The sequence below is a fragment of the Cognatishimia sp. 1_MG-2023 genome (assembly GCF_030548175.1).
Lineage (GTDB): Bacteria > Pseudomonadota > Alphaproteobacteria > Rhodobacterales > Rhodobacteraceae > Cognatishimia.
In genome coordinates this window covers 1-20,001 of sequence record NZ_JAUORX010000013.1, presented here as the reverse complement: position 1 = coordinate 20,001, position 20,001 = coordinate 1, and the positions used below count along the sequence as shown (strand labels likewise).

The following is a 20,001-nucleotide window of genomic DNA, read 5'->3' as shown; positions in this document are numbered from 1 at the left end:
GGCGACATCCCGCTAGTGTCCGCGCGATCTACCGGGCGTTTCGCCCAGCTACGCAAGAAAAAGGAGCGTGTCATGTTCAAAGGGTCTTTTCCCGCACTCGTCACGCCGTTTACGAACGGCGAGCTGGATTTGGAAACGCTCAAGAAGCTGGTCGAATGGCATATCGGCGAAGGCTCTAGCGGTTTTGTTCCGGTCGGAACCACAGGCGAATCCCCAACACTGACTCATGAAGAGCATGAGACAGTGATTCAGGCCGTCGTCAGCGCTACCGCAGGCCGCGTGCCTGTAATTGCCGGCGCAGGCAGCAACAACACAGTCGAAGCCATGCGCTTGATGCAATTTGCTGAAAAAGCTGGTGCAGATGCGGGCCTTGTTGTGACGCCTTATTACAACAAGCCAACCCAACGTGGTTTGATCGCGCATTTCACCGCGTTGCACGATTGCTGCAACCTGCCGATCATCATCTATAACATTCCGGGTCGGTCCATCGTCGACATGACGCCGGAAACCATGGGTGAACTGGCAAAACTGCCTCGCATCATCGGCGTCAAAGACGCAACCGGTGACATCAACCGTGTCAGCCAACAGCGCATCACATGCGGCAATGATTTCATCCAACTCTCTGGCGAAGACGGCACCGCATTGGCCTTCAACGCCCACGGTGGCCAAGGCTGCATCTCTGTCACGGCCAACGTAGCCCCGCGCCTCTGCGCAGAGCTTCAGGCCGCAACATTGGCGGGCGACTTTGCCAAAGCATTGGAACTCCAAGACCGCCTGTTCCCACTCCACGAAGCGATCTTCGTGGAACCGGGTCTTGTTGGTGCGAAATACGCGATGTCCAAATTGGGCCTCTGCTCCGAAGAGGTCCGCTCTCCGCTGACCGGTCTTTTGGACAGCACCAAAGAACAACTCGACGCTGCGATGCGTCACGCAGGCCTGCTGAACTAAGCACGCCATACAGAGTACAAAACGAAAGCCTCGGTCACCGCCGGGGCTTTTTTCTTGACCAAAATACCTCCGCCGGAGGCATCCACCTGCGCCACAAAAGCAAACGCCCACCAAACGGCGGGCGCATAACAGTTCAAGAAAATACCAGGGCTGACCCGCCGCTTTAGCCAAGCCAAAACAGGGCAAAAACCCCGGCAGCCCCCAGCGCAACGCCACCAACACCACCGGTCAAAACCCACGGCCAAACGCGACGCACAACGGGTTCTTCTGGTGTCACCTGCCTAATCAACGCGCCCTCAACCAACCCGGGCAAACGTGGACCAAATCGCGCCATCACGCGCGCAGTCTTCCACAAATCCCGTGCAAGCGCTTTGGGGCCAATCGAATCTTTGATGTAGCCACCCACAACAGGCTTCGCGACATCCCAAATGTTCAAACTGTCATCCAAAGACCGCGCCACGCCCTCAACCACAACCATGGTCCGTTGCAACAGAATCAGTTCGGTCCGGGTTTCCATGCCAAAGCGTTCGGTCACTTCAAATAGGTAGTTCAGCAACCGACCCATCGAAATCTTGGTCGCATCCATGCCAAAGATCGGCTCGCCCACAGCCCGCAAGGCGCGCGCGAATTCATCAACGTCCTTGTCCGCAGGCACATAACCCGCCTCAAAATGCACTTCGGCGACGCGCTGATAATCACGCTGGATAAAGCCATATAGAATCTCGGCATAAACCCGGCGCGTGTACTCATCGATATGTCCCATGATCCCGAAATCATAAGCGATGATATCGCCGTTCCCTGCGACCTTCAGGTTCCCCTGATGCATATCTGCATGGAAAAACCCGTCGCGCAGCGCATGGCTCAGGAACAGTTGCAGCACACGGCTACCCAAACCATGGCGATCATGCCCCGCCGCATCCAGCGCCTCATTGTCACCCAATGACACGCCTTCAGCCCAACCCATCGTCATCACACGGCGACCGGAATAATCCCACTTAATGACAGGCACCTGAAAGCCCGCGTCATCCTTGGTGTTATCGGCAAATTCGCTGGCAGAGCTGCTTTCAAGGCGCAAATCCAACTCACCAGTCACAACACCATCGAAATGCTCAATCACATCTCGCGGTTTCAGACGGCGCGAAAACGGTAAGAAGAACTCAACAAAGCCAGCGGCAAAGTAAAACGCATCCACGTCCTTGCGAAAGGCCCGCTCGATCCCCGGGCGCAGCACCTTAACGGCAACCACTTCACCAGTCTCAGCCAAACGCGCCTTATGAACCTGTGCAATGGAAGCTGCCGCTACTGGTTCTGAAAACTCTGAATACACCTCGTCCGCAGAACGGCCCAACTCGGCCTCAACAGCTCGCTTTGCTTCGGCAATCGAAAACGGCGGCAAGCGATCCTGCAACACCCGCATCTGGTTCGCCATTTCTGAACCAACCACATCGGGGCGCGTCGAAAGCACCTGACCAAACTTAATATACGCAGGCCCCAAGGCCGTCAGCGCACGCACAACCGGTGGCTCACTTGGATTGCCCTTGATGCCAATCCAACGAAACGGCCAGACAATGCCCCGCGCCAGAATGCGCAGCGGGCGTGGTGCCTCGAACGCCTCAAGCACGACGCTCATCGCGCCCGTGCGTTCCAAAGTGGCGCCTGTCCGGATCAGACGCCAGATATTGTGTGGTCCGCGCATCTTAGATTTTCCATCCTGAATGCAGGGCCGCAATGCCCAAGGTCAGATTGCGATACTTCGCATTCTCAAAGCCAGCGGTCTTAACCATGTCCAAGAACGTCTCTTGATCCGGGAACTTGCGGATCGATTCCACCAGATACTGATAACTGTCACGATCATCGGCGATCAGCTTACCCATCTCTGGGATTACATTGAAAGAATAGCGATCATAGGCCCATTGCATCGCCGGATTCGGCAATTGGCTAAATTCCAAAACCATCAAACGACCACCGGGTTTCAAAACCCGATATGCTTCGTTCAACGCTTCTTGGGGACGCGTCACATTCCGAATGCCAAAGCTGATTGTGTAGACGTCAAAGGTATTGTCCTCAAACGGCAGCGCCATCGCATCGCCCACAACCCAATCCAAGCTATCCGCCAGATTGTCAGCCTCGGCCCGCTTGCGGCCCGCCACCAACATCGGCTCTGTCAGATCGCAGACGGTGGCATGACCTTCGCCCGCACGGCCCAAAAACCGAAAAGAGATGTCGCCGGTCCCACCAGCCACATCCAGCAACCGTTGCCCTGGGCGTGGCGCAAGCCAGTCCATCATCGCATCTTTCCAAATACGGTGAATGCCCATGCTCATGACGTCGTTCATCACGTCATACTTACTCGCAACAGAGCCAAACACCCCCTGCACACGCCCCGCCTTTTCAGACTCAGGCACGGTTTCAAACCCGAAATGGGTGGTGTTTTGATCTTGCTCTGTCATGTCACTGCCACTCTTAATGTCGTGCATTACATATAGCGCGTTGCCACCCCATACAATGCGCTGAATTGACAGGATTTCACGGGTGCTACCGCATCCGCGCAAAACCCGATATGCAGGCAAGACGCCGATCAAGGAGCCACCATGCCAGAACTGCCCGAAGTCGAAACCGTCCGCCGTGGCCTGATGCCCGCAATGGAAGGCGCAGTCATCGCCCAAGCGCACGTCAATCGCCCGGATCTGCGCTGGCCGTTTCCCGAAAACATGGCAGACCGCCTGACCGGTGCAACCGTCAAACAACTGCGCCGTCGCTCCAAATACATCCTCGCGGATCTTTCGACCGAAGAAACCCTGCTGATTCATCTAGGCATGTCGGGGCGTATGTTGGTGTCCGGCGATCCCTTGGGCCAATTCGCTCATGATCACCCAGCCCCTGAGAAACACGATCACGTGGTCTTTGACATGGCCAATGGCGCACGTGTCACCTTTAACGACCCACGCCGTTTTGGCGCGATGGACCTGCTCGACACCGCTACAGCCGCTGATCACCCATTGCTCGCCTCTATCGGACCAGAGCCTTTGGGCAACGATTTCCACGAAGATTATCTGGTCGAGCGCCTGAAAAACCGCAAGACTCCCGTCAAATCCGCGCTCTTAGATCAAAAAATTGTCGCCGGATTGGGCAATATCTACGTGTGCGAGGCGCTTTATCGCGCAAATCTCTCGCCGGAACGTAAGGTCAATAAAATCTCTGAACCCCAGATTCGCACCCTTGTGCCCATCATCCGAGAGGTGCTTTCAGACGCCATCGCAGCAGGGGGTTCATCCCTCAAGGATTTCCGCCAAGCCGATGGAGAACTTGGATATTTTCAGCATTCCTTCGATGTCTACGGGCGTGAAAATGATCCCTGCCGTACCCCTGATTGCACCGGCACAATTGCCCGAATCACGCAGTCGGGCCGCTCATCTTTCTATTGTCCGCAATGCCAAAGATAACTTGATCCGCACCCCCCAAGTGGTAAGGAATCGATCTGACCAGAAACAACAGAAAGCAAATCCATGGCTTTTGAGACGATCATCGTCGAAGTTGAAGATCACGTAGCGCTGATCAAGCTAAACCGCCCAGACGCCCTGAATGCGCTGAATTCTCAGTTGCTCGGCGAATTGGCGCAGGCGCTCGAAGAAGCTGACAAGAACGACAAGGTACGCTGTATCGTTCTGACCGGCTCTGAAAAGGCATTTGCCGCAGGTGCAGACATCAAAGAAATGGCTGAAAAGACATTCGTTGATATGTACCTTTCCAATTTCTTCGCCCGCGAGGGCGATGCTGTCTCTAGCACACGCAAACCAATCATCGGCGCCGTGTCCGGCTACGCGCTGGGCGGCGGTTGTGAATTGGCCATGATGTGCGATTTCCTGATTGCGTCTGAAACAGCCAAGTTCGGCCAGCCGGAAATCAATCTTGGTGTAATCGCCGGTATTGGCGGCACACAGCGCCTGACACGGTTTGTTGGGAAATCCAAATCCATGGACATGCACCTAACCGGTCGCTTCATGGACGCCCAAGAAGCAGAGCGCGCGGGCCTCGTGTCACGCGTTGTTCCAGCGAAAAAGCTGATGGACGAAGCCCTAGGTGCTGCACAAAAGATCGCAGAGAAATCTGTGATCGCCAGCATGGCCGCGAAGGACGCCGTTAACCGCGCTTACGAGACAACCCTTGCCGAAGGTATCTTGTACGAACGCCGCCTCTTCCATTCGCTCTTTGCGACCGAAGACCAAAAAGAAGGCATGGCTGCTTTCCAAGAAAAACGCGAAGCACAATTCCGCGATAAATGAGACTTTCCTAAAGCTCTTCACAAAGGCCGTCCTCTGGGCGGCCTTTGTCATTCGACCAGACCGAATCTCTGAAAATGGCGTTAACCGATTCGATATATTTTTTTCCGGCGACTCACCTGATGCTGTGACATCGCGGCCACTACTCGCCTATCGAATTAGCTATTCCATTCGCCAGAGAATCTCTGTATAGGCCCCTGCAATACATGCGCGTGCTGCCCGCTTAGGCAAGAATCGACCCAAGAGATTGGGCGGACCCGTTTAGGGGCTATGCACGCAACCGCATCGCAACGAACACATATAAAGGTCTGAGATTCATGGCAAACTCACCACAAGCTAAAAAACGCGCCCGCCAGAACGAGCGTCGCGCACTGGTTAACCAAGCACGTCGTTCCCGTATCCGTACTTTCTTGCGCAAGCTCGAAGAAGCAATCGAATCCGGCGACAAGGCAGCAGCGACAGACGCATTCAAAGCGGCTCAACCTGAAGTAATGCGCGGCGTGACCAAGGGTATCTTCCACAAGAACACTGCATCCCGCAAAATTTCTCGTCTGGCAGCCCGCGTTAAAGCACTCGGCTAAGTCTTTATCAGACAGTTAAAATTAAAGGCGTCTCCTATACAGGAGGCGCCTTTTTTATTTGCTCAACGAGTCACCCAAAAGAGATTCTTTTTCGGCTTTTCCCGAGTCAAGTTCGAAGAGTTGTTGCCCGCCCGCAGGCGATATTGCTACTTTGATTTATGCGATTCACATCGTCACTACGGGGGGCCGGCGCCAATCAGTTTCAACTGCATTGAAGCTTGCTAGCTTGGACCAATTAGACAACTGCCAATTGAACTTGGCTCGCGTCAAAATTGGGTCCATCTGGGCGCCACGGCTTATTGCTCGCACTCATGTGCGTTTTTGACAAACTACCTAAGAAAGTGGGGACTTTCTTGGGACAGGATAGGTTTGTCTAAAGCGAACATGATGTTTGTGTTCAATAGGTTCTTCCGTTGCGAAGATGCGAATCTTGGAAAAGGTAAAGTGGGGCTTTGGCCCTAGTAACGGCAAGACGCGGAATCGGGGACGAATGATACAGGAGCAGTGGGGGTCGCTTCAGCAAGACCTTTTAAACACGGTCGGGCAGAACAACTATAAGGCTTGGATTGAGCCACTTCGCATAGCGGAACTTACAGATGGCGTGGCAACATTTACGGTGCCAACCAACTTCATCGGCAATTACGTATCGCAAAACTTTGGCGATCTTATCATCCACCAACTTTCTCAGGTTGGCGAAGACGTACAGCGCGTGCATTTCCGCGTTGGCACATCGCCTGCCAATCGTAACGGTGTAACGTCACCAGCCATCGCCCCTGCTGCGAATGGCAAACCTGCGTCCAAAGCACGGTCCGGCAGCACAGCCGAACTGCCAGGCGCACCACTCGACACACGCTTTACCTTTGACACCTTTGTTGTCGGTAAGCCGAACGAACTGGCCAATGCCGCAGCGCGCCGCGTCGCTGAAGGTGGCCCAGTATCGTTCAACCCGCTGTTCCTTTACGGTGGTGTTGGCCTTGGTAAAACGCACCTCATGCACGCCATCGCATGGGAACTTCAGACCCAGCGTCCCGACCTGAACGTACTTTACCTCTCTGCCGAACAATTCATGTACCGCTTTGTCCAAGCTCTGCGTGATCGCAAGATGATGGACTTCAAAGAAATGTTCCGCTCCGTTGACGTCCTGATGGTCGATGACGTGCAGTTCATCGCCGGCAAAGACTCCACCCAAGAAGAATTCTTCCACACGTTCAACGCGCTCGTGGACCAGAACAAACAGATCATCATTTCTGCTGACCGCGCACCGGGTGAAATCAAAGACCTCGAAGACCGCATTCGTTCTCGTCTGCAATGTGGCTTGGTCGTTGACCTCCACCCAACCGACTACGAATTGCGCCTTGGCATCCTGCAGAACAAAGTGGACCTCTACCGCGCCCAATACCCAGATCTGCAAATCGCAGATGGAGTCTTGGAATTCCTAGCACACCGCATTTCCACTAATGTCCGTGTTCTCGAAGGCGCGCTTACCCGCCTCTTCGCCTTTGCCTCCCTTGTGGGTCGCGAAATCACCATGGACCTGACCCAAGACTGTCTGTCTGACGTCTTGCGCGCCTCGGAACGCAAAATCAGCGTCGAAGAAATCCAGCGTCGCGTGGCAGAACATTACAACATCCGCCTGTCTGACATGATCGGCCCAAAGCGCGTCCGCACCTTTGCCCGCCCGCGTCAGGTTGCGATGTTCCTCTGCAAGCAGCTTACCAGCCGTAGCTTACCAGAAATCGGTCGCCGCTTTGGCGGTCGGGATCACACAACGGTCATGCACGGCGTGAAGCGCATCGAAGAGCTGCGGTGTTCTGATGGTCAAATCGCCGAAGACATCGAAATGCTGCGTCGCGCGCTCGAAGCGTAACAGAATTGCAATAAATGACGTCAGGCGGGCCCAAAGCGGCCCGCTTTTTCTATGCCCGCTTGACGCCCTTGAAATTACACTCGAAAAAGCCAAAAAAGGCTTGAGCCGCAGGGGGAAACAGCTACTGTGACCACCCGGCACAACGCCTCGGCACTTCGGAGGATGAAAAGATGAAAATCAGCATCGAACGCGGCACCCTGCTCAAAGCAGTGTCCCAAGCGCAATCCGTCGTCGAACGGCGCAACACCATTCCAATTCTTGCCAACGTCCTGATTGAGGCCGAAGGCAACACCGCGCAGTTCCGCGCGACTGACCTCGACATCGAAGTTGTCGACAAAGCCGCCGCAATGGTGGAACGCGCAGGATCGACTACGGTTTCAGCAAATACCTTGCACGAGATCGTCCGCAAACTACCGGACGGCGCATTGGTCACCCTGACCGACGACAGCGCAACTGGTCGCCTAACCGTCGAAGCGGGTCGCTCCAACTTCTCACTGGCAACCCTGCCAAAAGAAGACTTCCCAGTCATGGCATCGTCCGACTACGCCTGCAATTTTACGGCCAATGCCGCACAGCTGCGTCGCCTGTTCGACAAATCCAAATTCGCCATCTCGACCGAAGAAACCCGTTACTATCTCAACGGTGTTTACATGCATGTGTCTGATGCAGACGGCGGCAAAGTACTGCGCTGCGTCGCCACCGATGGCCACCGCCTTGCACGCATCGATTCTGACCTGCCCGAAGGCGCGTCCGATATGCCGGGTGTTATCGTCCCTCGTAAAACCGTCGGCGAATTGCGCAAGCTTCTGGACGATGATGAAATGGACATCGCGGTCTCTGTCTCAGAAACCAAAGTCCGCTTCGCAACCCCTGACATCACCCTGACCTCCAAGGTCATTGATGGCACTTTCCCGGATTACACCCGCGTCATTCCAACCGGCAACACCCGCCGCCTCGAAGTAGACGCCGCAGAATTCGCCAAAGCGGTTGATCGTGTGGCAACGGTTTCTTCTGAACGCTCCCGCGCCGTCAAACTGGCCCTAGACGAAGATCGCCTGATCCTCTCCGTCAACGCGCCAGACTCCGGCGCCGCCGAAGAAGAGCTGGCCGTTGCTTACGGCGACGAGCGCCTAGAAATCGGCTTTAACGCCAAATACTTGCTGGAAATCGCCAGCCAAGTTGATCGCGAAAACGCCGTCTTCATGTTCAACTCCGCAGGCGATCCAACGCTGATGCGAGAAGGCAATGACACCACGGCTGTTTACGTCGTGATGCCAATGCGCGTGTGATCGGCCAAACCGATATATCCTGTTTCCATAAGGCCTCCGCAGCATTGCCGGGGGCCTTATGACTCTTGCGCTCACACACCTAACCCTCAGCCATTTCCGCAGCCACAAGCGCAGCGAAATCACTTGTGACCCGCGCCCTATCGCGATTCACGGACCCAATGGCGCAGGCAAAACCAATATCCTCGAAGCGGTCTCGCTCTTCTCGCCCGGACGCGGCATCCGCCGCGCCAGCGCCCAAGACATGACCCGACGCCCCGAAGCCTTGGGTTGGAAACTGACCGGCCTGCTGCAAACCCAAACCAACCAACACGAAGTCGAAACCTGGTCCGACAAAGGCGCCGCGCGTCTCGTCAAACTCAACAGCAAAGCGGCTCCACAAACCAAACTCGGCGAACTCTGCCGCGTCATCTGGTTGATCCCGGCAATGGATCGCCTCTGGATCGAAGGCGCCGAAGGCCGCCGCCGCTTCTTGGACCGCACCGCACTATCGTTTTTCCCGGATCACGCCGAAGCCGCGCTGACCTACGAAAAGACCATGCGCGAACGTAATAAGCTGCTCAAAGAGCAAATTCGCGACGCCCATTGGTACAAAGCGCTCGAGGATCAGATGGCGAACGCTGCCACCCGCATCCACGCCAACCGCCAAGCCACCGTCGCCCACCTGACCGACGCACAGGCAAAAACCCAAACCGCCTTCCCCATCGCCGAACTTGATCTACAACACGCTGACGGCGCCATGCCCGAATCCGCCGGGGACTTCCGCGAGGCCTTCGCCGAATCCCGTCCGCGTGACATCGCAGCGGGCCGCACCCTCGTCGGCCCTCATCGCGCCGATCTCTACGCGGCCTTCACCGCCAAAGGCGTGCCCGCCGCAGATTGCTCCACCGGCGAACAAAAAGCGCTGCTGATTTCCCTGATCCTCGCCAACGCCCGTGCGCTGGCCGAACAAATCGGCACCCCGCCGATCTTGCTCTTAGACGAAGTCGCCGCCCACCTAGACGCCAACCGCCGCGCGGCCCTTTACGACGAAATCACCACCCTCGGCGCCCAAGCATGGATGACAGGAACCGAACCCAACCTCTTCGACGCCTTAGGCCCCCGCGGCCAATACATCGAAGTCACCGAAGACGGCGGCATTTCAGACGTCACCTCTTAACTTTTTCTTGACCCAAAATACCTCCGCTGGAGGCATCCAACAGCTCCACATTCCCCATTCAAAGCTGTTCTGCGCTGAAACGTACGTTTCGGGCCGTGAAACTACCGAATTGTACGAATCCCCGCTGTAATCTTTGGTTAACTTCCGCGCAAACAGGGCAGCAGAATCGCGCCTCAAAAAACACGTCAATTGCGTGACATTCCCCCCGCAAAAAGGTATAAAATCCCGAAAGATAAAAGGACGTCCCCCGATGAGCGACAACGCGCAATCCCCCGAGCAATATGGCGCGGATTCTATCAAGGTTCTCAAAGGCCTAGAGGCCGTGCGCAAACGCCCCGGCATGTACATCGGCGACACCGACGATGGCTCTGGTTTGCACCACATGGTTTACGAAGTCGTCGACAACGGCATCGACGAAGCTTTGGCCAAACACGCAGACTACGTCACCGTCAAAATCCACGCCGACAGCTCCGTCTCTGTCCGCGACAACGGTCGCGGAATCCCCGTTGATATTCACCAAGAAGAAGGCGTCTCCGCAGCCGAGGTTATTATGACCCAACTGCACGCCGGTGGTAAGTTTGACAGCAATTCCTATAAGGTTTCCGGGGGCTTACACGGTGTTGGCGTTTCCGTTGTAAACGCACTTTCCGACTGGCTAGAGCTGCGCGTTTGGCGAAATGGCAAAGAACACTTCGCCCGTTTCGAAGGTGGCTTTACCACTGAACACCTGCGCGTCACCGGTGACGCAGGCGATGAAACAGGGACCGAAGTACGCTTTCTCGCGGCGACAGATACCTTTTCAAACCTTAACTATTCCTTCGAAACACTCGAAAAACGCCTGCGCGAATTGGCCTTCCTGAATTCTGGCGTGCGCATCATCCTAGAAGATGAACGCCCGGCAGAGCCTTTGAAAACAGAGCTTTTTTACGAAGGCGGCGTCAAAGAGTTCGTGAAATACGTTGATCGCCACAAAACATCTCTGATGCCTGAACCAATCTATGTGAACGGCGAAAAAGATGACATCGGCGTCGAAGTGGCAATGTGGTGGAACGACAGTTACCACGAAACCGTTCTGCCCTTTACCAACAACATCCCACAACGCGACGGTGGTGCACACCTTGCAGGCTTCCGTGGTGCACTCACCCGGACGTTAACCAAGTACGCCCAGGAAAGCGGCATCGCGAAACGGGAAAAGATCACCTTTACCGGCGACGACGCCCGCGAGGGCCTAACTTGCGTCCTTTCGGTTAAGGTACCTGATCCGAAATTCTCCAGCCAAACCAAAGACAAACTGGTGTCCTCCGAAGTTCGACCAGCCGTTGAAAGCCTGATGGGTGAAAAGCTGACTGAGTGGTTCGAAGAGAACCCAACTGAAGCCAAGATGATCGTCAGCAAGATCAACGAGGCAGCGATGGCCCGCGAAGCGGCCCGTAAGGCCCGTGAGCTAACCCGCCGTAAAACGGCGATGGATGTGAACTACCTTGCTGGCAAACTCAAAGATTGCTCTGAAAAAGACCCATCCAAAACCGAAGTCTTCCTGGTGGAGGGTGACTCTGCTGGTGGTTCCGCGCAAACAGGTCGTGATCGTGGCACCCAGGCGGTTCTGCCGTTGCGCGGTAAGATCCTTAACGTTGAACGCGCCCGTTTTGACCGGATGCTAGGCTCGCAAGAGATCGGCAACCTCGTTATGGCGCTTGGGACCGGCATTGGTCGCGACGAATTCAACATCGAAAAGCTGCGTTACCATAAGGTCGTCATCATGACCGATGCGGACGTCGATGGTGCGCACATTCGGACGCTGCTATTGACCTTCTTCTTCCGTCAAATGCCTGAATTGATTGAACAAGGTCACCTCTACATTGCCCAGCCGCCACTCTACAAAGTGGCACGCGGTAAATCCGAAGTGTACCTAAAAGACCAAGCTGCGCTTGATGACTACCTGGTTGAACAGGGCGTTGATAGCGCGATGCTGCGCCTTGGCACCGGCGAAGAAATGGCAGGCTCGGATCTTATCCGTGTGGTTAACGAAGCGCGCCAGCTTAAGCGCGTTTTGGATGCCTTCCCAACGCATTACCCACGCCACATTCTGGAACAAGCCGCGATTGCCGGCGCCTTTGTACCCGGCGCGATTGACGCCGATCTTCAGGCCGTTGCCGACAAAGTCGCGGCCCGCCTCGATCTGATCGCGCTGGAATATGAAAAAGGTTGGCAAGGCCGCATCACGCAAGACCACGGCATCAAATTGGCCCGTATCCTGCGTGGCGTCGAAGAGGTTCGTACCTTGGACGGCCCAATGCTCCGCTCTGGCGAAGCACGTAAAACCGGCAGCTTTACCAAGAACCTACAAGAAGTATACGGCACCGCGGCCACATTGGTTCGCAAAGACCGTACACAGCTCATCCAAGGCCCGCTTGATCTGATGCGGGCGATCTTGGCCGAGGGCGAACGCGGCCTGTCGCTACAACGCTATAAGGGTCTGGGCGAAATGAACCCGGATCAGCTATGGGAAACCACATTGGACCCAGATGCCCGCACGCTGTTGCAGGTCAAGGTCGAAGATATGGTTGATGCGGATGATCTGTTTACCAAACTGATGGGTGACGTGGTTGAACCACGTCGTGAATTTATCCAGAAAAACGCGCTAAGTGTGGAAAACTTGGATTTCTAATCCATCCACCAAAACGCAAAAAGGCCCGCCAATTTGGCGGGCCTTTTCGTTTCTGAGTATGGCAACTTATGCAGGCGTAATTCCCGCCATACACAAATACTTTTCTTCCATGAACTCGCTCAAACCCTGATGCGCCCCTTCGCGCCCCAGCCCTGAGGATTTCACGCCGCCAAACGGTGCCTCAACTGCAGAAATAACCCCAGCATTCACGCCAACCATGCCGTAATCCAACGCCTCGCCAACGCGCCAGCTGCGCGCCATGTCGCGGGTGTAGAAATAGGCGGCCAGACCATATTCCGTATCATTGGCGGCTTTGATCACCTCGGCTTCGGTTTCAAATTTGAACAGCGGCGCAACCGGGCCAAAGGTTTCTTCGGTGGCAAAGGCCATATCGCGTGTCACATCACGCATGACAGTCGGCTCAAAGAACTGTCCACCCATCGCATGACGCTGGCCACCCAAAACAACAGACGCCCCTTTGTCGACGGCATCCGCAATATGGCGTTCGACCTTTGACACCGCGCGATCATCAATCAGCGGACCCATCTGTGCATCCGGGTCAAACCCATCGCCAATCCGCAATGTCTTTACCTTTTCGGCGAACTTCTCGGCAAAGGCATCATAGACCCCGGCCTGCACATAAATGCGGTTCGCACAAACACAGGTCTGCCCATTATTGCGGAACTTGGACCACAACGCACCTTCTGCCGCCGCATCCAGATCGGCATCATCAAACACGATGAACGGCGCGTTCCCACCCAACTCTAGGCCCAGCTTTTTCACCGTCGGCGCACATTGCGCATACAACAACGCCCCAACGCCGGTGGACCCGGTAAAGGTCATCTTTTTCACAGTCGGGCTGGATGTCATCACGCCGCCAATCTCTGCCGCATCCCCGGTGATGATCGACAATAACCCCGCAGGCAATCCCGCACGCTCTGCCAGAATCGCCAAGGCAATCGCTGAAAACGGCGTTTGTGGCGCAGGTTTCAACACCATCGCACAGCCCGCGGCCAAGGCCGGACCCGCCTTGCGCGTGATCATGGCGTTCGGAAAATTCCAAGGCGTGATTGCAGCGACCACACCAATCGGCTGCTTAATCACAATGAACCGACGATCACCGCTAGGGGCAGGAATCGTTTCGCCATAAGCGCGGCGCGCCTCTTCGGCGAACCATTCCAAGAAACCGGCACCATAGGCGATCTCGCCCTTAGCTTCGGCCAACGGCTTACCCTGTTCCGCCGTCAGAATCGCTGCAAGATCATCTTGGTTCTCGATCAGCAGATCAAACCAACGCCGCAGAATCGCGCCACGTTCTTTCGCAGGTCGTGCCGCCCAAGCATGGCGCACCGTATCAGCAAGTTGAATTGCCTCTTCTGTTTCCGCAGCGCCAAGGTTCGGCACATAGCCCAACAACGCACCAGTTGAGGGGTTATGAACAGCTGTACCCGTTTCTGCAGATGCCTCGACCCAACGATCACCAACGGGAACCGCCTGACGAAACAGAGAAGTATCTTTTAAATTCAACATGAGGGCCTCGCTTGCACATTAACCTCTTGGCAGTCACCAAGAGTCTTCAGCACACCTTCACCCAATCAGGCAAAAGTTACAATTAGCCAGTCCGCTATAGCGATAGACCCAATTTCTAATGGCCACTCAGTAGATCGTCTTCGTCATCCATCAACGAAACGCCTAGGGCATCCATGCCATTCTCTAAATGATCTGACAGATGCGGGGTGCCCAACAGGTAATCAGCCGATGGAGCGGTTCGCTCTTCACGCGCAGTTCGCAGCGCCTCGTTGATATCATCGGCGTCAAAGCTCTCACGCCCGACCCACATGATGGCGACAAGGCTCACCATTTCTTCTTCGTTGAGGCTTTCAAAAAATCCACGCAACTCGCGCTCGGCGCGACCTAATTCGCGGCCCATCAATACGACCTGCGCGACCTTCCTCGGGGATATGTCCAACATTTGCGGCTCCTTTCACAGCGCCACTCTGCCTGACTATACCACAGCTCCGCTTTGATCCGCCTCAAATTCCATTGAGTGGAAAAATGCCGCCTACTCTCCCGGATGGTTCGCCAATGGGACAACATTCGCCTGATCCGGCGCCAGCTCTTCGAAATCAAAGTTATCCAGCTTATGCGCCCGCTTACCGGCACGAGTCGCGGCCGTTAGGATACCGGTTACATCTTCATTCGCCTGACGCAGATGCACTTCCAACTTCCCGGCACGTTGGCCAACAATTTCCACATCGCGGTGCAGGTTCTTCAATGCTTTGCGAATCTCACCCGCCTGCTCGCGCATCCGAGCGTCCTTCAGGATGGCGCGCATGGTGTTCAGCGTGGCCATGCAGGTTGTGGGCGAAACGATCCAGACCCGCGCATCAAACCCAAAATGCACCAAGTCAGGAAACTTGGAATGCAGCTCTGCGTAAATCGCCTCTGATGGAAGGAACATCAAAGCCCCATCCGCGGTCTCTCCCTCTAGGATATACTTATCCGAGATATCGTTGATATGCTTTTTGACAGAGGTCTTAAACAGTTGAACAGCCGCCTTCAGCTCTGCTTCGGTTTCTGACGCCAGCATCGCCTCATAGGCTTCCAGTGGGAACTTACTGTCGATCACAATCGGTCCCGGAGGGTTTGGCAAATGAATCAAGCAATCCGCCCGCTTGCCATTCGGCAGCGTATGCTGAAGCGAGTAGCTGTCAGAGGGCAGCGCCTTGCCCACGATGTCATTCAATTGAATTTCACCAAAGGCACCGCGCGTTTGCTTGTTTGACAGAATATCTTGCAGGCTTAGAACATCGCCCGACAACTTGGTGATATTGTCCTGTGCTTTATCAATGGTCGCCAACCGCTCTTGCAACGCCGTCAAAGACGTCGCCGTTTGCTTGGCATTACCCATCAGGCTTTGGCCCATCTTTTCCTGCAACTCAGCCAGCGACCGATTGGTTCGCGCCTGCATATCCGACAGGTTTTCTTGCAGCTTCAATTGCTGCGCACCTAGATTATCCGCCATCTGTTGTTGCATCGTCGCAAGGTTCTCACCCGTCCGGCGCTGCACCTTGGCTAGGTTCTCGTGCAGGTTCAACTGCACCTCACCCAACCGCTGTTCCATCAAATTGGTTAGCTGTGTTTGCCCGATCGTCTGGTTCTGCGCCACGTTGTTCAGACTACCGCCCAACTGATCCTGCCCAGACGACAGTTGATCCACCCGCTGCCCCAGCGACGCCATTTGATAGGCCGATTGCGAGGACTGCCGCAGAACCGCGCGCAGCATCAACAAGATCACCGCCACCAAAACGCCAGCGCCAATCAAGACATACATCTGTATCTGCGGGTCCGTAAAATCCATCATGTCCGTCCGAACAGCCGCTCAATGTCAGCCAGTTTGAGTTCTACATACGTTGGGCGCCCATGGTTGCACTGGCCGGAATGCGGGGTCGCTTCCATCTCGCGCAAAAGGGCGTTCATCTCATCGGCGCGCATCCGGCGACCGGATCGGATCGAACCATGACAGGCCACCCGGCTTAGGATCGCTTCGATCTTCGCCTGCACCAACATGCTTTCACCCTGATCATCCAGCTCGTCGAGAATATCCAGGATCATCGCCTTGGCATTCACCTCGCCCAAGATCGCGGGCGTTTCCCGCACCGCAATCGCGCCACCGCCAAAGGCTTCGATCGTCAGGCCGAATTTGGTCAGCTCATCCGAAACAGCCAATAACCGCGCACAATCGCCATTCGACAGCTCCACGATTTCAGGGATCAACAGCGCCTGCGCCGCAACACCATTTTCCGCCATCTGGCGTTTCAAACGCTCATAGACCAACCGTTCATGCGCCGCGTGCTGATCCACAATCACCATGCCCGTCGCGGTTTGGGCAATGATGTAATTCTCATGCACCTGCCCACGGGCGGCCCCCAATGGGTAATCCGCCTCTTCAACCTCCGGCTCCACTACCCGGCCAGACACAGGCGTTTCCATCAACGACGCGCCGGGGGCACCGTCCCAAGCAGCCGGTTGTTCGGCCAGACCCGGCGCTCCCTCTGGCGGCGCTTGAAACGCATAACTCGCCTGACGCGCGCCCAAAGACGGCCGATCCATCTGGTACACACGCCCCGGCATAACCTCAGGCCGCATCGCACCCAAAGTCGCACCCGCTACAGTGGTAGAGGCCCGATGCCCCGCCTCTGCCAAAGCATGGCGCAAGGCCGATACGATCAAACCGCGTGCCATACCCGGATCACGAAACCGCACCTCGGACTTGGCCGGATGTACGTTCACGTCCACCATCTGTGGATCGCAATCAATGAACAGCGCCGCGGCCGGATGCCGATCCCGCGACAGGAAATCAAAATAGGCCCCGCGCAACGCGCCAACCAACAGTTTGTCTTTGACCGGCCGACCATTCACGAACAAATACTGTGCCACGGCAGACCCACGCGAATAGGTCGGCAAGGCCGCGTAGCCAATCAACCGCAATCCATCCCGCTCGGCATCAATCCGCAATGCATTCTCGGCAAACTCTGCGCCCAAAATACGCGCCAATCGCCCATGCAGCGCATCAAACAAATCACCGCTTTCCGCATCCGCCCGAAAGCTCACACGTCCTTCACCGCCACCCGTGACATCGCGCAAGGTGAACCCAACAAACGGCTCTGCCATCGCAAGGCGTTTGACCACATCTATGATCGCTTGGTTCTCGGCCCGATCCGACCGCATGAACTTCAATCGCGCCGGCGTCGCGTAAAACAAATCCCGCAGTTCAACGATTGTCCCGCCGCCCAAGGCCGCAGGCTTCACCGGGGTAATCTGCCCGCCAGAGACCGAAATCGAATGGCCTTCACCACCCTTAACGCGCGACGTAATCGACAACCGCCCGACAGCCCCTAACGAGGGCAACGCCTCGCCCCGAAAACCAAAGGTGTGAATATCCAGCAAGTCAGTGCCGTCAATTTTGGACGTGGCATGCCGTGACAACGCCAGTGGCAATTGCTCTGCAGAAATCCCACAACCGTCGTCCGTCACGCGGATCAACGTCTTGCCGCCATCGGCAATCGCCACCTCAACACGGGTCGCCCCCGCATCAATTGCGTTCTCCACCAACTCCTTCACGGCGCTGGCAGGACGTTCCACAACTTCACCCGCAGCGATCCGGTTGATCGCACCTTCGTCCAATTGGCGAATAATAGGGTGTTTTTGGCTTATTTGGGGGTCAACGGCTTGCATACCGCCAAATCTAGCACAGCTCGCGCCGATTCTGCCACTGCAAACCCAAAAGAACAAAACAAGAAAAAAGGCCGGGCAAAACCCGGCCTTTTCTATCAATCGGTTAGGTGAAAATCACTCAGCAGGTGTGCTGAATTTTTTGATCTCACCAGACTTCAGGCGGCCAAGGTAACCCTCAAGCTCGCGCTTAACGATTGGCATCAAGAAGTATAGGCCGATGATGTTTACAACAGCCATCGCAAAGATCGCTGCATCAGAGAAGTCGATGACTGGGCCCAAGGACGCAGATGCACCGATTACAACGAATACGCAGAACAATACTTTGAAGAACAGTTGAGAACCGTTGCTTTCACCGAACAGGAATGTCCAAGCCTTCAGACCGTAGTAGGACCAAGAGATCATAGTGGAGAACGCGAATAGGATCACGGCCAACGCCAGGATGTACTTGAAGCCACCAAAGGCAGAAGAGAACGCCGCAGATGTCAGAGCAACACCGCCGTTGCCGTCAACAGTCGCAATCGCTGTACCTGCTTCATTCAGCATGTAGTTGCCAGTTGCTGGATCGATGATCAGCTGACCCGTGATGATGATCACCAAAGCAGTCATAGTACAGATCACAACAGTATCGATGAACGGCTCAAGCAAAGACACATAGCCTTCGGTGATTGGCTCTTTGGTACGTACCGCAGAGTGCGCAATCGCCGCAGAACCAACGCCCGCTTCGTTCGAGAACGCCGCACGTTTGAAACCTTGGATCAACGCACCAACCATACCGCCGGCAACGCCGAGGCCTGTGAATGCACCTTCAAAGATCTGACCAAACGCCCAACCGATTTGGTTGAAGTTCAACAGCAAGATCACAACCGCAGTCGCAACATACATAACGCCCATGAATGGAACGACTTTTTCTGTTACTTTCGCGATGGATTTCAGACCACCAACGATCACAGCAAATACAACAGCCGCGAAAACAAGACCGGTGATAACACCTGGGAAGTCGCCAACAACGTTAGTGATTTGCGCGTGTGCTTGGTTCGCTTGGAACATGTTACCGCCGCCAAATGCACCTAGGATACAGAAGATAGCGAACAGAATGGCCAGTGGTTTACCACCTGGGATGCCGCGCTCTGCGAAACCTTTGGTGATGTAGTACATTGGGCCACCGGAAACGGTGCCGTCTGGGTATTCGTTACGATACTTAACACCCAGCGTACATTCGGTGAACTTGGATGCCATGCCCATCAGACCCGCTAGGATCATCCAGAACGTTGCACCCGGACCACCGATGCCAACCGCAACAGCAACACCCGCGATGTTACCCAGACCAACGGTCCCGGACAAAGCAGTGGCAAGCGCTTGGAAGTGGCTAACCTCACCCGCATCATTCGGGTCAGAATAGTCCCCCTTCACCAAAGAGATCGCGTGCTTGAAGCCACGAAGCTGGATGAAAGCGAAGTACAAAGTGAAAATGGTCGCCGCAACAACCAGCCAGCCTACGATCCATGGGAAAGAGGTGCCTGGGAATGGGCTAAAGATAAAGCTAACGAACCAACCAGTAGAGTTGGCAAAGACTTCGTTTACTTTTTCATCAAAGGTTTGCGCGTAGGCTGGCACAGTTGCCAGCGATAGCGCAGTCGCAGCTGCTGCTGCGCGCGTGAACATGGATTTCATGTATCTGTCCCTGTCTGGAATATTTATGGAACGACTGTGGTGGCAACTGGCGCGATCTGCACCAAGGAACCCGCGACGGAACCGAATACTCGGCTACCAATACCACTATGACCGTTACGACCAATTACGACTTGGCTGGCGCCCGCTTCTTTGGCGATTTCACCTAGCTGTTCAGCGATATTCCCGTATTTGATGGCCGACTCTACGGTAACGCCAGAGCCAGATAGTGCATCAACAACAGGTTTCATAAGAGCGGTTTCAGCACGCTCTAATTCTTCACGACGGCGCTTGTGGCGCTCTTCC

Annotated in this window: 16 protein-coding genes; 8 read left to right on the top strand and 8 right to left on the bottom strand. The window is 55.4% G+C overall.

Annotation, left to right across the window (positions count from 1 at the left end; all coding sequences use genetic code 11):
- Positions 1 to 72: 72 nt before the first annotated feature.
- Positions 73 to 948 carry a 4-hydroxy-tetrahydrodipicolinate synthase gene (gene dapA, locus Q4544_RS15235; protein ID WP_303507703.1) on the top strand — a complete coding sequence of 292 codons (876 nt, stop codon included), beginning with the start codon at positions 73 to 75 and terminating at the stop codon, positions 946 to 948.
- 163 nt (positions 949 to 1,111) lie between these two features.
- On the opposite strand, the gene ubiB is transcribed toward dapA, so the two are convergent.
- Both ubiB and ubiE read right to left on the bottom strand, forming a co-directional pair.
- Positions 1,112 to 2,644, bottom strand: coding sequence for a 2-polyprenylphenol 6-hydroxylase (gene ubiB / locus Q4544_RS15230; protein WP_303507702.1), 1,533 nt, complete (start codon positions 2,642 to 2,644; stop codon positions 1,112 to 1,114).
- 1 nt (position 2,645) lies between these two features.
- Positions 2,646 to 3,398, bottom strand: coding sequence for a bifunctional demethylmenaquinone methyltransferase/2-methoxy-6-polyprenyl-1,4-benzoquinol methylase UbiE (gene ubiE / locus Q4544_RS15225; protein ID WP_303507701.1), 753 nt, complete (start codon positions 3,396 to 3,398; stop codon positions 2,646 to 2,648).
- Positions 3,399 to 3,539: 141 nt separating this feature from the next.
- Here ubiE and mutM point away from each other — a divergent pair, with 141 nt between their 5' ends.
- The 7 genes from mutM (at position 3,540) to gyrB (ending at position 12,789) form a co-directional block, all read left to right on the top strand.
- Positions 3,540 to 4,391: a bifunctional DNA-formamidopyrimidine glycosylase/DNA-(apurinic or apyrimidinic site) lyase gene (gene mutM / locus Q4544_RS15220; RefSeq protein WP_303507700.1), complete on the top strand. Its 852-nt coding sequence runs from the start codon at positions 3,540 to 3,542 to the stop codon at positions 4,389 to 4,391.
- 63 nt (positions 4,392 to 4,454) lie between these two features.
- On the top strand, positions 4,455 to 5,231 hold the full coding sequence (locus tag Q4544_RS15215; protein ID WP_303507699.1) for an enoyl-CoA hydratase: 777 nt from the start codon (positions 4,455 to 4,457) through the stop codon (positions 5,229 to 5,231).
- Between the two features lie 314 nt (positions 5,232 to 5,545).
- On the top strand, positions 5,546 to 5,809 hold the full coding sequence (gene rpsT / locus Q4544_RS15210) for a 30S ribosomal protein S20 (protein WP_303507698.1): 264 nt from the start codon (positions 5,546 to 5,548) through the stop codon (positions 5,807 to 5,809).
- A gap of 490 nt (positions 5,810 to 6,299) precedes the next feature.
- Positions 6,300 to 7,676: a chromosomal replication initiator protein DnaA gene (gene dnaA / locus Q4544_RS15205; RefSeq protein ID WP_303507697.1), complete on the top strand. Its 1,377-nt coding sequence runs from the start codon at positions 6,300 to 6,302 to the stop codon at positions 7,674 to 7,676.
- A 170-nt stretch (positions 7,677 to 7,846) separates the two neighbouring features.
- Positions 7,847 to 8,965 carry a DNA polymerase III subunit beta gene (gene dnaN, locus Q4544_RS15200; RefSeq protein ID WP_303507695.1) on the top strand — a complete coding sequence of 373 codons (1,119 nt, stop codon included), beginning with the start codon at positions 7,847 to 7,849 and terminating at the stop codon, positions 8,963 to 8,965.
- 58 nt (positions 8,966 to 9,023) lie between these two features.
- The gene (gene recF / locus Q4544_RS15195; protein ID WP_303507693.1) at positions 9,024 to 10,121 is read left to right on the top strand and encodes a DNA replication/repair protein RecF; all 1,098 of its coding nucleotides are present in this window, start codon (positions 9,024 to 9,026) and stop codon (positions 10,119 to 10,121) included.
- A 250-nt stretch (positions 10,122 to 10,371) separates the two neighbouring features.
- Entirely contained in the window at positions 10,372 to 12,789 is a 2,418-nt protein-coding gene (gyrB, locus tag Q4544_RS15190; protein WP_303507691.1) for a DNA topoisomerase (ATP-hydrolyzing) subunit B, read from the top strand.
- 66 nt (positions 12,790 to 12,855) lie between these two features.
- On the opposite strand, the gene Q4544_RS15185 is transcribed toward gyrB, so the two are convergent.
- From Q4544_RS15185 to Q4544_RS15160, 6 genes are all read right to left on the bottom strand, one after another.
- Positions 12,856 to 14,319: an NAD-dependent succinate-semialdehyde dehydrogenase gene (locus tag Q4544_RS15185; RefSeq protein WP_303507689.1), complete on the bottom strand. Its 1,464-nt coding sequence runs from the start codon at positions 14,317 to 14,319 to the stop codon at positions 12,856 to 12,858.
- A 115-nt stretch (positions 14,320 to 14,434) separates the two neighbouring features.
- On the bottom strand, positions 14,435 to 14,761 hold the full coding sequence (locus tag Q4544_RS15180) for a DUF3775 domain-containing protein (RefSeq protein WP_303507687.1): 327 nt from the start codon (positions 14,759 to 14,761) through the stop codon (positions 14,435 to 14,437).
- A 90-nt stretch (positions 14,762 to 14,851) separates the two neighbouring features.
- Positions 14,852 to 16,153 carry a DNA recombination protein RmuC gene (locus Q4544_RS15175; protein WP_407063055.1) on the bottom strand — a complete coding sequence of 434 codons (1,302 nt, stop codon included), beginning with the start codon at positions 16,151 to 16,153 and terminating at the stop codon, positions 14,852 to 14,854.
- Entirely contained in the window at positions 16,150 to 18,027 is a 1,878-nt protein-coding gene (gene mutL / locus Q4544_RS15170) for a DNA mismatch repair endonuclease MutL (protein ID WP_303507683.1), read from the bottom strand. Before mutL ends, Q4544_RS15175 begins: the two co-directional genes overlap by 4 nt.
- Positions 18,028 to 18,141: 114 nt before the next feature.
- On the bottom strand, positions 18,142 to 19,698 hold the full coding sequence (locus Q4544_RS15165) for an alanine/glycine:cation symporter family protein (protein WP_407063054.1): 1,557 nt from the start codon (positions 19,696 to 19,698) through the stop codon (positions 18,142 to 18,144).
- A gap of 23 nt (positions 19,699 to 19,721) precedes the next feature.
- On the bottom strand, positions 19,722 to 20,001 hold a 280-nt coding region (locus Q4544_RS15160), incomplete at its 5' end, for a universal stress protein (RefSeq protein ID WP_303507680.1).

Bases quoted from the DNA above. Each gene is read 5' to 3' on its own strand.
- Q4544_RS15175 (WP_407063055.1), bottom strand. From the start codon at position 16,153: ATGATGGATTTTACGGACCCGCAGATACAGATGTATGTCTTGATTGGC.
- mutM (WP_303507700.1), top strand. From the start codon at position 3,540: ATGCCAGAACTGCCCGAAGTCGAAACCGTCCGCCGTGGCCTGATGCCC.
- Q4544_RS15215 (WP_303507699.1), top strand. From the start codon at position 4,455: ATGGCTTTTGAGACGATCATCGTCGAAGTTGAAGATCACGTAGCGCTG.
- Q4544_RS15180 (WP_303507687.1), bottom strand. From the start codon at position 14,761: ATGTTGGACATATCCCCGAGGAAGGTCGCGCAGGTCGTATTGATGGGC.
- Q4544_RS15165 (WP_407063054.1), bottom strand. From the start codon at position 19,698: ATGAAATCCATGTTCACGCGCGCAGCAGCAGCTGCGACTGCGCTATCG.
- dapA (WP_303507703.1), top strand. From the start codon at position 73: ATGTTCAAAGGGTCTTTTCCCGCACTCGTCACGCCGTTTACGAACGGC.
- recF (WP_303507693.1), top strand. From the start codon at position 9,024: ATGACTCTTGCGCTCACACACCTAACCCTCAGCCATTTCCGCAGCCAC.
- dnaA (WP_303507697.1), top strand. From the start codon at position 6,300: ATGATACAGGAGCAGTGGGGGTCGCTTCAGCAAGACCTTTTAAACACG.
- ubiE (WP_303507701.1), bottom strand. From the start codon at position 3,398: ATGACAGAGCAAGATCAAAACACCACCCATTTCGGGTTTGAAACCGTG.
- gyrB (WP_303507691.1), top strand. From the start codon at position 10,372: ATGAGCGACAACGCGCAATCCCCCGAGCAATATGGCGCGGATTCTATC.
- rpsT (WP_303507698.1), top strand. From the start codon at position 5,546: ATGGCAAACTCACCACAAGCTAAAAAACGCGCCCGCCAGAACGAGCGT.
- Q4544_RS15185 (WP_303507689.1), bottom strand. From the start codon at position 14,319: ATGTTGAATTTAAAAGATACTTCTCTGTTTCGTCAGGCGGTTCCCGTT.
- mutL (WP_303507683.1), bottom strand. From the start codon at position 18,027: ATGCAAGCCGTTGACCCCCAAATAAGCCAAAAACACCCTATTATTCGC.
- dnaN (WP_303507695.1), top strand. From the start codon at position 7,847: ATGAAAATCAGCATCGAACGCGGCACCCTGCTCAAAGCAGTGTCCCAA.
- ubiB (WP_303507702.1), bottom strand. From the start codon at position 2,644: ATGCGCGGACCACACAATATCTGGCGTCTGATCCGGACAGGCGCCACT.